The organism is Leptospira paudalimensis (assembly GCF_026151345.1).
Lineage (GTDB): Bacteria > Spirochaetota > Leptospiria > Leptospirales > Leptospiraceae > Leptospira_A > Leptospira_A paudalimensis.
Genome location: NZ_JAMQPR010000001.1, coordinates 2917876 through 2933787, shown reverse-complemented (window position 1 = coordinate 2933787; position 15912 = coordinate 2917876). Strand labels below are relative to the sequence as shown.

At 33.6% G+C, this 15912-nt stretch carries 13 protein-coding genes; 9 read left to right on the top strand and 4 right to left on the bottom strand.

Annotated features, from left to right (window positions below):
• Nucleotides 1–9: 9 nt before the first annotated feature.
• Genes ND855_RS13540 through ND855_RS13525 form a run of 4 tightly spaced genes read right to left on the bottom strand, consistent with a single transcriptional unit; the run spans nt 10 to nt 4910 of the window.
• A complete protein-coding gene (locus ND855_RS13540) occupies nt 10–504 on the bottom strand; it encodes a DUF2721 domain-containing protein (protein WP_265358763.1) in 495 nt (164 codons plus the stop codon).
• 38 nt (nt 505–542) lie between these two features.
• A complete protein-coding gene (locus ND855_RS13535; RefSeq protein ID WP_265358762.1) occupies nt 543–1493 on the bottom strand; it encodes a tRNA dihydrouridine synthase in 951 nt (316 codons plus the stop codon).
• 13 nt (nt 1494–1506) lie between these two features.
• Nucleotides 1507–3270 carry a thiamine pyrophosphate-binding protein gene (locus ND855_RS13530; protein WP_265358761.1) on the bottom strand — a complete coding sequence of 588 codons (1764 nt, stop codon included), beginning with the start codon at nt 3268–3270 and terminating at the stop codon, nt 1507–1509.
• A 26-nt stretch (nt 3271–3296) separates the two neighbouring features.
• Entirely contained in the window at nt 3297–4910 is a 1614-nt protein-coding gene (locus ND855_RS13525; protein WP_265358760.1) for an FAD-binding dehydrogenase, read from the bottom strand.
• Between the two features lie 533 nt (nt 4911–5443).
• Between ND855_RS13525 and ND855_RS13520 the strand changes: the two genes are divergently transcribed.
• The 9 genes from ND855_RS13520 (at nt 5444) to ND855_RS13480 (ending at nt 15912) form a co-directional block, all read left to right on the top strand.
• Nucleotides 5444–6148, top strand: a complete 705-nt coding sequence (locus tag ND855_RS13520; RefSeq protein WP_265358759.1) for a hypothetical protein — start codon at nt 5444–5446, stop codon at nt 6146–6148.
• Between the two features lie 29 nt (nt 6149–6177).
• A complete protein-coding gene (locus ND855_RS13515) occupies nt 6178–8580 on the top strand; it encodes an LA_1737 family protein (RefSeq protein ID WP_265358758.1) in 2403 nt (800 codons plus the stop codon).
• A 3-nt stretch (nt 8581–8583) separates the two neighbouring features.
• On the top strand, nt 8584–9120 hold the full coding sequence (locus ND855_RS13510) for an NADPH-dependent FMN reductase (protein ID WP_265358757.1): 537 nt from the start codon (nt 8584–8586) through the stop codon (nt 9118–9120).
• Between the two features lie 192 nt (nt 9121–9312).
• Nucleotides 9313–10335, top strand: a complete 1023-nt coding sequence (locus ND855_RS13505; RefSeq protein ID WP_265358756.1) for a DUF1554 domain-containing protein — start codon at nt 9313–9315, stop codon at nt 10333–10335.
• A gap of 151 nt (nt 10336–10486) precedes the next feature.
• On the top strand, nt 10487–11077 hold the full coding sequence (locus tag ND855_RS13500; RefSeq protein ID WP_265358755.1) for an NAD(P)H-dependent oxidoreductase: 591 nt from the start codon (nt 10487–10489) through the stop codon (nt 11075–11077).
• Nucleotide 11078: 1 nt separating this feature from the next.
• Entirely contained in the window at nt 11079–11987 is a 909-nt protein-coding gene (locus ND855_RS13495; RefSeq protein ID WP_265358754.1) for an alpha/beta fold hydrolase, read from the top strand.
• Nucleotides 11984–12532: a PadR family transcriptional regulator gene (locus ND855_RS13490; protein WP_265358753.1), complete on the top strand. Its 549-nt coding sequence runs from the start codon at nt 11984–11986 to the stop codon at nt 12530–12532. The genes ND855_RS13495 and ND855_RS13490 overlap by 4 nt, the downstream gene beginning before the upstream one ends.
• 91 nt (nt 12533–12623) lie before the next feature.
• Nucleotides 12624–14747 carry an ABC transporter substrate-binding protein gene (locus ND855_RS13485; protein WP_265358752.1) on the top strand — a complete coding sequence of 708 codons (2124 nt, stop codon included), beginning with the start codon at nt 12624–12626 and terminating at the stop codon, nt 14745–14747.
• A 55-nt stretch (nt 14748–14802) separates the two neighbouring features.
• Nucleotides 14803–15912 carry a DNA alkylation repair protein gene (locus ND855_RS13480; protein ID WP_265358751.1) on the top strand — a complete coding sequence of 370 codons (1110 nt, stop codon included), beginning with the start codon at nt 14803–14805 and terminating at the stop codon, nt 15910–15912.

The window sequence follows — 15912 nt, the reverse complement described above, 5'->3', positions numbered from 1 at the left end:
CAAAATTCGCTATTTCAGTTTTTCTTGGATTCCTCTTTCCAAAAACTCAGTAAACTCAATTTGCCTGTTAATGAAAGTTAGGTTGTATCGGCTTTCATAAAACAGAAGTGCACTAGCAAAGAACAAACAAATCCCACCTGATAGAGCAACAACAGTGGGAATCCAATTGAGATTTTTGGCAAAAGCAAGTGTAAACGCAAGAGCCAAACTGGAAATGATAAATAAGGATGTTGCCAAGTATAAAAATGCCATCGATCGTTGGATAAGGACAGCGCGTTTTTTTTGTACAGACAGTTGGTGTCTCATATACACCATTCTTTGTTCATGAAAACTTCGTTTTCCTTCGAGCAAAAGTTCTACTTCTGATTTCAATAGATTCACCCGATCAAAAATTCTTCCCAGTCGATTCGCTGTAGAAAAAATCAAACTAGCACAAGCTGAAACAAGGACAGCGGGTGTGATCATACCAGATAGGATTTCGGAATTGGAAAAAGATTCAAACATATTGATAACTTAATACAAAATTCGGATGGTTATTTCCATCATTTTCTTTGTGCGAATAACTCGGAAAAGTAAGTAGTTTCCAATTCCTTGGGACTGGAAACTTGTTTCACGTATTGGAAGTCAATAATTGCTTCTTCATATTCTCTGGAAAGGTATTTTAACCATTGTTTGATTCTTCCAGTTTTGCTAATTCCATCAATTCCCGTTTCCATAGATTTCCAATAATTCAATAATAAGTTTTTAATTTCAAACCACTCGAAACGATTGCATTGGATCCCTTTAATGAGTAAAGCAAGAGCAGGGTTTGTTACAGCACCCCTTCCAATCATAATATCCTGACACCCTGAGATTTTTTTGCATCGGATAGCGTCAGATACTGTCCAAATTTCTCCATTGGCAACAACGGGAATTTTTATATGTTCAGTGATTTTAGAAATCCATTCCCAATACGCAGGTGGTTTGTATCCGTCAACTTTTGTCCTGGCATGAACAACAATTTCTTTTGCTCCACCTTCTTCCAATGCTTTTGCACAAATAAGCGCATGTTCGGTGGTATCGTAACCCAGTCTCATTTTTGCAGTAACTGGAATTTCCTTTGGTACAACATTTCGAACTGCTTTTACGATCGAATACATTAGGTTTGGTTCTTTGAGTAAAGCGGCTCCTCCTCGGTTTCGATTTACCGTTGGGGCAGGACAACCAAAATTGATATCGATACCATAAGCTCCAAGTGATGCCACCTTACTAGCGTTTTCCGCCATACAATTGATATCAGAACCTAATAATTGTACCTTAACAGGGATTCCTGATTTTGTACGTGAATTTTGGTAAAGTTCTGGAACATAACGAAAAAACCGATGAGAAGGAAGTAGGGTATCGTTTACTCGTATAAATTCGCTGACACATTCGTCATATCCGCCTACGCGTGTTAATGTATCACGTAAACGAAAATCAAGAAGTCCTTCCATTGGAGCAAGTAGAATACGCAAAAGAAAAAAGATCCTATCCCGTCATTTTTCTCACTAGGGCACGGCTGATCATTCTTAATTTCGCAGAAAATGGCAGTCGTTGTAAATTCGTCCCAACAATTCCTTTGGTAAACCTAGTTTTTTTACTATAATCGATATTCACATCAAGGATGACTGGTCGATTTTCTTTTGTTAGAATCCATGCTTTGTTTAGCGAATCGTTGATATCGTCATTTGTTTTCATCTGAATGTATTCTGCACCTGTCGCAATCGCAATGCCTTCAAAATGGGAAGTTCCAAGTGTGGTACATGTTTTTCGATTGTATGGAATTTGTTGAGCTTGGGAAATTTGTGCCAACTCACCATCGTTAAATACTACAAATAATACTCCTAAATGATTTCTAGTAGCAGTGATAATTTCCATACATGTCATTTGAAACGCACCATCACCGATAATCCCAACAACCGCATTCATTGGATGGGCAAGTTTGGTGGCAATTGTTGCTGGAACAGCATAACCCATACAATTAAAGTCAGTTGGCGAAATCAAATGCCTTGGTTTGTAGATCGGTAATAGTTCAGCAGTTAAAAATGTATGATTTCCATCATCTACGACTACATACCCATCGTCAGGCAATGTGTTCCGTAAAATATCGAAAAACAATGCAGGATTTACTTTGTCCTTACTATCATGATGATACCATTCGTCTTTATAGGATTGTTTGAGTTTGATGATTTCTCGTTTACGATTTTCGAATCGTTCACGATGATTCTGTTTGGTTTCTTGTAATTTACGTTTTAGTTCTTTTGCCAATTCAGGTAGGATGATTTTTGAATCACCTACGATTCCAATTTTAGCTGGGTAATTTGTATTTAAGACATTTGGATTGATATCGATATGAATTAAATTTTTTGGAATAGTTACTCCAAAACTTCCGGTTGCAATTTCAGAAAATCGAGTTCCGATTGCGAGTAAACAATCACAATCCGAAAATAGTTTTGTGGCAGCTGGAACTGCTGCTGGACCGAAACCCATTCCACAATACATTGGATGGTTCCCTGGAAAAGCACTTAATCCTTGTAAGGTTGTTGAGACAGGTGCACCTAATAATTCTGCAATTTCGACCGTGAATGTGGATACATCAACGGCTCCCCAACCTAAAAATAAACCAGGAGATTTTGCTTGTAACAAAAGTTCTACTACATGATCTAATTCTTTTTGCTTGAGAGTGGTTTGTGTTTTGTCATTCCGTTTACAAAATTCATCATAGGTTTGTAAGAATTCCACCGAACCTGTGTAAAGTTGAATGTTGACCGGTATTTCAATGAAAACAGGACCAGGTTCACGAGTTGTAGCGGTTTGATATGCTTTATAAATGGTTTCAATAATATCTTCTTGTGAATTAATTTTGAAAGTTTGTTTGGTGATGGGTTTTAATAAGGAATGTTGGTCAATATCATGTAACTGGTATTTGAATTTTGAATCACTGCGTACACCACCAGAGATCACTAACATTGGGATTCCATCCAATGAGGCCTCTCCAATGCCACTCGCGGCATGTGTCACACCAGCAGCAGGAACGATCACAATGGTACCAATAGAATCATTTGTCCGGCTTATTGCATCAGCCATAAAGGCACCACATCCTTCGTGAGTTACAAGTATAGGGGAAATGAATTCAGAATTGTTTAACTCATCATAAATTTCTGTATTATGTACACCTGGAATCCCAAAAGTATATTTCACTCCAATTTGTTCGAGTGCATATCGCACGAGCCATGCTCCTGTTTTTTTCATAATGATCCCTCCGAAAGTAGATAAGATTAATTTAATTTACGAATTGAGTTTGCGGCACTTCTTGCTGTCAGGATACATCCAGACAAAAAAGTTCCTTCTAAAGATTTGAATCCACTGACACCACCGCCACCAAATCCAGCTGCTTCACCGATTGCATACAATCCAGGTATTGGATTTCCTGTTAAATCCAATACACGGCTATCCAAATCAGTTTGAATCCCTCCTAAACTCTTTCTAGTAATCAATCGTAATTGAATCGCAATGAGAGGTCCCGATTTCGGATCTAAGATTGGTTTTGGATAACAAGTTCGGAATTTTTCTGATTTCCATGTACGTGCTTGGAGGATTCTTCGAATTTGGTCATCATTCCAAAATGTTTTTCCTCGTTTGACCCCTTCATCATAAAATTTTATTTCTTTTTCAATTTGATCTAACTGAACGAAATTATTTTGATTCAATTGGTTCATACGATCTACCAATGTTCTTAAATCGTTTGCCACAATGAAGTGGTCACTTTCGTTCTGAAGTTGGCGTAATAATCGATGATTCCCTAACAAAATCTCTTTTAAAAAAGAAAAAAGTTTACGATCACGAATCATCGGGTTGTGTTCTGATCCAGAAATCGCGAGTTCTTTCGAAGCAATTCTCCAATTCATAACTTGCCAAGTATAAGGTTTTTCTAATTTTGAAATGCGATAACAAAGATCATTTGTATCATATCCCGTCACCAAAGGTTCGGGACCAATTCTTTTGCCTGTGTGATCTAACCACAAAGCTGACTTACATGGAATTAAACTCAATCCATGATTATCGAATTGTGGATTGGGATGGGGTATACCTGCAGCATAATTCCACATTTTGTCTAAGTGGGTTACGTTCCCTCCAATTCGACTAACGGCCGTATGTACCAATCCATCTGAATAAGGATGGGCTCCATTTAACATTTCAGTAGGAGGTTTGCCCCATGGTTTATACCAATGGTTTCTCACTTTCTCTAAATTACCAGTGATACCACCTGTTGCAACAATGGTGAAATTGGAATGGAATTTGACCACATGTTGTGGTTGTGTTTCCAATTCGGCAATACATCCTATAATTTGATTGTTTTCCTTAATGAGTTCCGTGACTTTATGATCGAATAAAATTTTTAACTTTTGATTGAATTTATGATTCCATAATAATTCTGAAAAACGTTCAACTAAGCGATAACCCGTTCCCCATAAAACATGGTACCTAGGAACAGAATTACCTCTTTGGTACAATCCACGTTCAACCCAATTCACAACAGGAAAAAAATTGAGATCAAATCCTTTTAGCCAATGATAAACTTGCTCTAATGATTCATTAACATAGGTTTCTGCCCAAAGTTTTGGATAGTAGTCATTTTCACCAAAATTAGCAAAAGATAACCAATCATTTAATGCGAGTGATGGAGAATCTTTAATTCCTAATCGTTTTTGGAGTGGGGTATTTACCAATGCCATCCCTCCAAATGATAGTTTGGCGAGGCCGCCTAAGTGTTCATGTGAGTTTCGATCTATGAGTAAAACTGATAAACCAGAGTTTAGACATTCATAAGCAGCAATCATTCCTGCAATTCCTGCACCAATGATCACCACATCATATTTTTGAATCTCCATTTGGCCTTCTCCTCTAACACATAAGAATGATGTTTCTGCTGTATACGTTGTTCTTAAAACAAAGATTCCATATCGTACAAAGTGTAACATCACTTAGTATAAATTAGCGAATTGTTTTTTGAAAGTAGGTAAAAAAATGAAAAAACTGAGGCAGTAGAAGATTCAATCTTTAAAATAACTTTATAAAAAGAATCATTCTATTTGGAAACTTGATACAGATCAATATTTGTCTTTTGCCAACTGTTTCAATACGGCAATTGTATTCTAAAAAGGATTTTTTTTACAATGAGTAACATTTGTAATGTTTCTTTTTATTTGGAATTAGTATTAGAATCAACAAAAATAGATTGTCCATTCATTGGATTTCAGGATATCTTCTTATTCGCATTATGAAAAATTGGACATTGATACTTGTATTCTTCTTCTCACTAAATGGTTGTTTTACGAAAGAGGTAACAATCCCTAAGGAAAATTTAAGGCAATCTTTAGATGTGCCTGTATATTCTGATTCGCAAGAAAATGACGAATATTTTATGCCAGTGTTTACCTCGATCAAACGACCAGAAAAAGAGGGAAAACAGTACCATGCAATCTTAAAAGCAAAAGAAACAGGTAAGATCCTCCGTACAATTGCCATTCTCATTGATGACCGATCGATCAATTTGAAACCAGAAGAATACTTTTATTATCCGATTTATTATGCGAGTAGTGTCTCGAGGAATTTTCGATTTTGGCCTTACTATAGATCATCCTATGATATCAGAAGAGCTTCAGACAACTCACCTGTGTATATGCCAGTCTATGCCTCCGCAGGGATTGCTTCAATGGCTGCTTTTGGAATTGCATACGTAGCTTCTACTGGAACTGCATTTATCGTTGGATTAGGGAAGGGAACTTACGAGTTTACGGAAGATATTCTGGAAGGAGTTGTTGTTTCGAACCAAGAAATCGTTTTAGCATACAATGATTATATTTATGATGAAAATAATCGACTCAAATCAATTTTGACTTATTTACCATATAGGTCCATATCAAAATCTGTGATTCCATTGTATGACCGAGAAGGAAAAAAACAGATAGGACAAATGTTTCCTACTTCGAAACCAATTTTAATTTCTCAACTAGATTACACTTATAACAAAATGAATGTGAATCCTAGTTCCGTTACGATGATTGAGTATTTACCTAAAAAATTGAAAAAAACAATTTCATTACCCGTCCGAAATAAATTAAAATAAAAATGAATCAGAAACAGAAGGTAGATACAATGAAATTGAAACATCTCATTCCTTGTCTCATTTTCTTTCTGGTTTTTCCTATCACTGCGAAATCATGGCCAGATTTAGAAAGTGAAAGAGAGGTTCAGATTTATGGGAGTGAAAGGAGTAAAAAATACAGGGCAAGTAATATTTTATATGATATCGAGGATTGGAAGGATCATTACTCTGTAAAGGCGATGGGAGTTTATCGTTATTACGATTATCCTCTCTCAAAATCTAAAACATTTTTTCCTTTTTATGATCATCTCCAAAGCAAAATTGATAATCGCGAATACAAACGTATTTTGAATTATAATGTCACGAAAGAAAATGACTCTCTTCATAAATCTATCTATCCACTTGTTTTTTGGGGAAATAATGGCAATAATTCACATTTAATTTCCATTCCTTTCTTTTATCAGAGAAAATGGGAAAATCAGAAGACTTTTGGTTTTCCTGTTTTGCCAATCATTTATTACACAGATAAAGAACAGTTAGGTGATGATCAAATTAATTATTATCGGCTTTTTACTTTGTTTCATTTTGAATCAAGTGATAAACGAGGATTAACTGATGTATCATTTACACCTTTGGTATATTATTCAAAAGAGAATTATTTGTTTTTCCCACTTTTACTCTATTATCAAAATTATCGTTCTACATATCATGAATATTGGTTGGGTCCACTGTATTATTCGAAAGACCAATCCAAGGAAGAAAGGTTGTTTGTTTTATTTCCATTTGTTGGAAGCTATGTTTCGCCCAAAAAAGAGTTCGACTTCATATTTCCTATTTACCTAAATCTAAAAGACAAGGAAGACGATTATCACATCAATTTATTTTGGTACACTAAAGTACACGATACAAGTGTTAACGTAGCAACAAACGAAGGAAATGTATATTTGGATTATGATTTTGGTTTGTTCTATAATTTAATTGGAATCTCAAAACGAAGTCGGATTATCAAAGGAAATACTCTGAAAGGAAATGAGATTATTTCTACAAAACCAGAGATAAGAAAAAAAAGGGAATTCAATCGAGAGAATAGTGATCAGTTTACTGGGTACCAACTTCTGTTTGGAATTTTCTCATATGAGGTAGGTGACACCAAAAAACACATTCGTTTATTACCATTTGCTTGGTTTACTTGGGATGAATCTTCTGAAGACAGGGTTGTTTTAATTCCTCCATTTTTTCCAATTTGGCTGAGTTATGTTTCGGATGATTTGGAATATAAAATTATATTTCCTTTGTATGGAAAACAAAAGAATAAGTCATCTGAAATCCAATCCTTCCTTTTGAATGGTTATATCCATGAGGAATACCAATTAAATCATCGAATTGAAAAATCTTTTTTTTGGCCAATTTTAAATGTATACAATTCTGATATTGATTCAGGACATCGCGTATTACCTTTTTATATACACAACCAAACAAAAACAGACGTAAGTTCAAAGAGTAATACATATACTCTCATATCAAATTATACAAAAATTAGTAATAAGAATTATGATTCTAAAGAGTTTTTGATATGGCCCATTTGGATTTCTTATCATTCGTATCAATATACAAATAAAGATCCTAATACTACATTATGGCTCACTCCATTTTTCTATCGAAATAAGGAATCTTCGAGTTTTAGAACAAATTTATTATGGTTTATTGATTGGGAATTTGAGTATATATCTCCCATTCCGGTAAAAAATAAAATTGAAGTAGATCCTCCTGTAACTAAAGAAAAATTATCTCATCTTTTGTTTTTTCCTTTTTATTATTCGGATTCAAATGTTTCGATCATTCCACTGTCTTTTAATCATTGGGGTGATGGAGAATTTACTACCTTTACATTACTCAATTATTATCAGTATAAAAAGGAAGGACATTATTACAATTTCTTGTATCTATTGGAATCGGAAAACACTACTTCTGTTTACCAATTGCGGAGTTTCTGGGATTATTTATTTAGCTTCCAAAGAAGAAATAAGGAAATCGATCGTCTTACCTTACTTTGGTTAGGATACGATCAATCACACTCTAAAAAGACAGTTAATTTTTTACCACTCATGAGAACCGCAGATTCAGAAGAGGAAACGTCAAAAATGTATGGTCCATTTTTATATTATATTTCCAAGTCAAGTGAAGAAATGACAGAATTGGGATTTCTTGGAATTGGTTATTATCATAATGAAACAAAATCAGATAAACAATATGCAACATATGTATTGTTAGGTGTTGTTTATCAGGAAAAAACAGAATTGGAGCGAGGGTTTGTAAAAAGGGGAAGCCTTTGGGGTTGGCTTTGGGAATACCAAACGGAAGAAAATGGGTACGAAAAATTTTCTATTCTAAAATTGTTTTCTTATTCCAAAGAACCTGATGGAACAAAAAAAATACTTGGGATCAGTATTTAAAATATGAATAACAAAAAACCTATCATACTCGCAATATCAGGTGGCATCAGTGCAACATCGTATAACAGAAAAATACTAAATACACTGAAAACTAATTATAAGCAAGATTGTGATATGATCATTTACGATAAAATTGTCAATTTTCCATTTTTTGATTCTGGAATTTCGGAAGAGAAAACTCCTGGCATTGTAAAGGATTTTTTGGGTGAGGTCAAACGTGCAGATGGAATTCTAATTTGTTCGCCTGAATATGTTTTTAGTATACCTGGTGTCCTAAAAAATGCATTAGAGTGGGCTGTTTCATCTGTTGTGTTTACTGATAAACCAGTCGCTGTCATCACTGCTGCATCGGTTGGTCAAAAGGCGCATGAATCGTTACTTTTGGTACTAAAAACAATCGGTGCCAAATTAACGGATGATACAAATGTACTCATCTCAGGAGTAAAAGGTAAAGTATCTCCAGAGGGACAAATTCAAGATGAAGGAACAGAAACTACACTTCAAAAGTTAATGATTACGTTTTTAAAATCTCTACAATAGTGTTCTTCCCTACAATTCATTTATATTATGTAATTATTATACTGACATGATTTAAAAAGATTTCCATTCGATAGAAAGTGGTAAGCTAACTCAAGATTAATACTAAGATTCAGATTTTGAATTACATCCAAATCCTGGTGCAAAAAATTGACCAAACACTGGTTACTCATAATGGTTGAATGGAAAGGGAAATTGTTCATATTTGCGAAAACAAATCAATTCTTTTTATCTACACTCTTAATCTTTTCATTGTTATCTTGTGAAAATGAAACTTTTAATAATGCATGTGATACAAAATCAAAATCTTATTTTGAAACTTCAATCTTAGCAGCGTCCCTTGGCGATAAACGTCACCCATGTTATCCTGACTTTACCATTGTAAACCAACCTGGATTAAATGTAAGCAGTCAATTTATCACCTTATCCGAAGCTGGTGGTAATGCTTCGGTAGGAACTTCCTCTACAGTTCAAATGTATTTAGGTAGTGAACCGAAAGAAAATGTAATTGTTCAAGTAATCATTAGTAATGGATCCTACGTAACACCTTCCCAAACATTTTTTACATTCACAAAATCAAATTGGAGTGTTTTCCAAAATTTAACACTCACTGCAATGAATGATACAAACATCAACGACACAAGAACTGTATCCGTAAGATTGGTGCCAAGTTCCACGGATTCCTCCTTTCGTCTTGAAGAAAGAATCATACAAGTTGAGGTTTCCGATAATGATAAGATTATATTCCTTACTAGCGTTGGACAAACTGGAGCTATGGGTGGTATCATCGGTGTAGATAACTTATGTCAGTCCCAAGTAAATTGCCCAGTAGGTAAAATTTGTAAAGCACTTGTAGGTGATAGTTTTAATTCATTACGAAGAGCTTCCGTAACTGCAAGTGTAGGAGATGGTCAAGTTGATTGGGTATTAAAACCATTTGCTTCCTATTATCGATTGAACCGCACCGATTTAATCGGGACAACAACAAGTGCATCATTGTTTACATTTAACTTATCATTTTCTATTTCTGGATCCAGTTCTACGATTTGGACAGGTTTGAATCCTGATTGGACTAATAATTCTAACTCATGTTCAGGTTGGACTTTAACATCAGGGAATGGATACGGCGGAGACAGTGGTAGTAGTACGTCGACATCATTGGGATTTAATACTTTTGGGTGTAGCAGTTCTTTGTTATTTTATTGTGTCGAACAATAGTTACAATTCAGGAAAGATAGTTAAAATTTAATGATCTTTTCTTTTTTAGAAATTTCAATATTTTCCAAAAATTCAATAAGAAACTAGAAAAATAGATTGACTTTGTATATCTAATAGATATAGCTGATAATTATATCTGGTAGATATAATTATGCAAAATAAAAAAATTCTGATTATATTAGGGCATCCAAATCCTAATTCATATTGTGCCAAACTCGCTGATTCCTATTTCCAATCTGCCAAGAGTTCTGGATTTGATGTTCAATTCATAAAGTTAAATGAACTTAAATTCGATTATAATCTAAAATTTGGGTATGATAAAACATATAAACAACAGTTAGAACCTGATATTTTATTGAGTCAAACATTGATTCAAAATGCAGATCATCTTGTATTTGTTTATCCAAGTTGGTGGGCTAGTATGCCAGCCATTTTAAAAGCGTGGATTGATAGAGTATTCTTACCAGGTTTTGCTTTTTCATATCAAAAACGTTCTCCACTCCCCAAACAATTGCTTAAAGGAAAAACCGCTAGAATCATGATTACGATGGATGCACCAACTTGGTATTACAAATGGTTCAACCGAAGTCCAGGAGTTCAGTTATTAAAACAAGGTACCTTAGAGTTTTGCGGATTTAAACAAGTGAAAGTTACATATTTTGATCAAATTAGATTTAGAAAATTGGAAAAGTTAAATCAATTCATATTAAAATCGGAGAAACTAGGTGCGATGGGAGCTTAAGATGAAAGGTAAGTTTATAAATGCTTCAGCTCTGAAAGATTTTGGTAAATTCTACGATTACAAAGGTAACTCTATATTCTATGGGACATTAGGAGAAGGGGAACCACTTCTATTGTTGCATGGTTATCCATTTAACAGTTATGATTGGAATTGGGTAATGGAAGATTTATCAAAACAGTATAAACTGGTATTTATCGATTTGATGGGTATGGGATTTTCCGATAAACCACAAAACCATACCTATTCATTTGAAGAATATGTCGATATGATCAATTCTTTAATCAAAAAGTTAAACATTAGAAAGATACGAATTTTAGCACATGATTTAGCTGTAAGTGTCGTTGAAGAAATGTTGGTAAAAATTGAAAGTTTGGATTTTGAAATTCTATCTGTTGCATTTATGAATGGTGGTTTGTTTACTGATGTGTATCAACCTAGAATGATCCAAAGATTGTTATCTCAATCACCTAATGTTATTGGGAAGTATTTAAGTAAAAATTTAAAAAGGAATTCGATTGAGAATTCATTAAAGAAAATGTTTGGACCCGAAACAGGTCCAAATTCTGAATTATTAAATGAATATTGGAATATACTGAATTATCATCAAGGAAAAGATATAGCATATTTAATTGGTCGCTTGGTCTTTGATAAAGTTAAATACCAAGACCAATGGATTAAAACACTTAAAAATACTAAAGTTCCTTTTTGTTATATTTGTGGTCCAATGGATCCTAATTCTGGAGTCCATATGGCAGAACGATTTAAAAAAGAATATCCATTTGCTTCAGTATACTTTTTATCTAGTAAAATTGGTCATTGGCCTCAGGTGGAAGCACCAAAGGAAGTAATCTCAGCATTGATGTTATTTCATAAAGAATTAAATGCAAACAACAATCTACAGGAAAAATGAAAAGAGAAAGTAAAACACAATATGCACTTTTAGGTATTTTATCTCAATGTGAAATGAATGGGTATGAGATTCGAAAGTATATCGAATCTACGATTAGTTTCTTTTGGAGTGAAAGTTTCGGACAAATTTATCCTACATTATCTAAATTAGAAAAAGATGGTTTCATTAAAGAATGGGAAAAAACTGATTCCAATGGAAGGAAAAAAAAGGTATTTAAGGTCACACGTCCGGGATTAGAAGAATTTCGAAAGTGGATGGATCAATCTCCTATTCAAACAAACAAACGAAATGAATTGTTATTTAAAGTATTCTTTGGAAGGCATATGAATCCCAAGTTACTGATGGAACAACTAGAAGGTGAAATCAGAAAACAAAAGGAAGATTTAAAATCATTAAAAGTATTTCAAAAAGAATTAAAATCAGAATGGGAAAAACACCCAGATCATGAGTACTGGAATTTAACATTGGAATATGCAGAGAAACAGACATTATTAAACTTAGATTGGATACAAAAGGTAAAGGGAAAAATCCAAGAAAAAGTTTAAAAATAACCGATTTAATATGTTATTTCATTGATTTACGCTGCTAAATCTTTAAAACATTAATAGAATGGAAACGACTTCGATTTGTCGCAGAATGAACTATGTCTTATTCATTTTATTTTATATCCTACCTTTCCAAACACTATTTGCCTTAGATAAAGTTACTCTCCATCTCAAATGGTTCCATCAGTTTCAATTTGCTGGTTATTATGCTGCTTACGAAAAAGGTTTTTATAAAGATGTTGGTTTAGATGTAGAACTTTTAGAAAGTACAGTTGGGATAAGAGGTATTCATGAAAAAGTTGTACGAACAACAGGCCAATATGGTGTAGGTAGTAATGAGTTACTTTTACACAGACATATGGGGAAACCCGTTGTTGTATTAGGAGTAATTTTCCAACATTCTCCATCTGTTTTATTTTTTAAAAAATCTTCAAATGTTCAGAGTATTCATGATTTAGTTGGTAAACGAGTCATGTTAACTCCTTGGATGGAAGAAATAGTTGCCTACCTGAAGAAAGAAGGAATCAATCCATCAGATCTTCAATTATTGGAACATCGTTTTAATCCGAGAGATTTAATTGAAGGTCGAGTTGATGCTTATTCAGGTTATGCAACGACACAGGCTTTTGATTTTAAAAAAGCTGGATTCCAAGTTATAACTTACTCTCCAAGATTGGCGGGGATTGATTTTTATGGAGATAATTTTTTTACAAGCGAAGACGAAATAAAAAAATTTCCAAATCGAGTGAAAGCGTTTCGCGAGGCAACACTTCGGGGTTGGCAATATGCGATGAGTCACCAAGAGGAAATAGCTGAACTCATTTACAATAAATATTCTAAAAAAAATCCGAAAGAACGCCTCTTATTTGAAGCTCAACAAATGACACCGTTAATACAACCTGTACTTGTTGAAATGGGTTATATGAATCCAGGCAGATGGAAACATATCAATGATATCTATAACGAACTTGGAATGTTGCCCAGAAACATTAGTTTGAAAGGATTTTTGTATGATCCGAATCCTCCTACGAATTACGTTTGGCTATATTATACTTTTTTTGTAGTTTTAGTAGGAGTCGGAGTTATTTGGCTAATTCAATGGAGAAGGTTGAATAAACAATATTCAGAGAATTTAAAAAATCAGGTTAAACAAAGAACAGAAGAATTAAGACAATCGAATGAAAGTTTACAAATCTTAAATCAAAGTTTGGTAAATACTTTAAAGGAACTTACCGAAGCACAAGACCGACTACTTGCATCTGAAAAATTGGCTGTTTTGGGACAGTTGGCAGCAGGGATGGCACATGAGTTAAATACTCCTTTGGGAGCTATTGTTTCATCTAACTTGTCACTTTATGATTTTCTAAAGAATAAATTACAAACAGTAATCTCGACGATAATCAATTTTAATGAAGACGATACCAAACGTTACCAAATGGTCCTAAATGAAAGTTTAGAAAATCAAGCATATTTGGAAGGTAAATCGGAACGCTCGTTAAGGAAGGAGTTACATTCAAAGTTTTCTCATCTAGAGAAAATGGAGTTATATGGCGATCATATGCAACTAGTAATTGAAACGGGTTTGTTTCGGAAATTGGATCAAATTGAATATATTCTCGAAAGTGAACGATCACTTGATATACTTCGTTCAGTGGCAAGTATCAATTCAGCATATCGATGTAATCAAATTATTTCAGTGGCTTCCGAAAAGGCAACCCACGTTATCCGTGCTTTAAAAAATTACCTAGTATCCGAAAAAGAAACAACTAGCAATGAGTCGGTGATAGATCTAGAATCTGAGATTGAAACAATATTGTCACTTTATCATTATAACTTAAGCAAGATAACGGTTATTAAAAGTTATGGAGCTGAAATCAAATGCAAAGGAAATCGTGATAAACTAAATCAAGTATGGATTAATCTAATCAATAACGCTTTACATGCTATGTCTTTCAATGGAACATTAGAAATTAAAATAAATTCCGAACAAAATTGGATCAAAGTGTCTATTATAGATTCAGGTGTTGGAGTTCCGGCGAATATTAAAGATAAAATTTTTGATCCATTTTTTACGACAAAACCTAATGGAGAAGGAATGGGACTAGGATTGGACATTTGTAAAAAAATGATCATACAAATGGGTGGGAAAATTGAACTGGAACCAAGCAAGCAAGGTGCATGTTTTTCTGTATGGTTACCAAAAGTGAATTCTTAAGTGGATGATTGGTTCTTAAAAAAAATATAATTCTAGTGATCGTAATGTTTTAACAATGGAACCATTAAAAGAAATTTATTCAACTCATTGGATTCAAAATTTAAGTTTTGTCGTTTCACAAATTGATCCTAAAATTAGGGCTTCTGATTTCCAAAAAAAACTCATGGAGTCTCCATGGAAAAAATATGAGTTAAAAGAGAGAATCAATCGTATTGCGGAAACGTTTCTATTTTTTTGGAATGATCCTTTGGTAAAAATTGAGCCTAAACTTATGGAATTAATCAAATTGTTGAGAAAACAAGGTGTTGGTGATTTTAATTTTCCCTATATTTTCCTGAATGATATCGTAGTTAAATCTGGAATTGATGATTTTGAATCTTCCATGAGAATATTAGAAAAAACGACTGTATTTTCAAGTGCAGAGTTTGCCATTCGATTTTATTACATTAATCATTTTGAAAAAACAGTAAAACAAATGGAAAAATGGTCAAGCCACAGAGAACCATTTGTTAGAAGATTGGCAAGTGAAGGGAGTCGGCCTATTTTACCCTGGGGCCTTGGAATTCCAGCAATCAAAAAACAGCCAGAAATTCATTTGAATATTCTAGAAAACTTATGGAATGATGAAAATGAAATTGTCCGAAGAAGTGTATCCAATCATCTGAATGATATTTCAAAAATTCAGCCTGATTTCGTAATTGATTTTTGTAAGAATAAGTTTGGTGTTTCAGAAAGTTTAGATAAGAATTTAAAACATGCATTACGCGGATTACTCAAAAAAGCGGATAACCGAGCATTATCATATTTTCAATATGATACAAAGTGGATACCTGGGGATTTTAAATTATCTTTAAAAAAAAATAAAATCAAAATTGGAGATTTGTTAGAGTTTCATATAAGTTTTTTCAATCCCTCCACAAAGAACATTAAAATTAGAATAGAATATAAAATTGGATTTTTGTTAGCAAATGGGAAACTTGGGCAAAAAGTTTTCCAGTTAGGCGAAAAAGTATTAAAATCAAAAGAAAAAATTGAAATTTTTAAAAAACATTCTTTTAAACCTATCACAACCAGAGTGTATTATCCAGGAAAACATAGTGTTACAATTGTTATCAATGGAAATGAATGTAAAACTTCTCAATTTGAATTGTTAAATGGCCAGTAA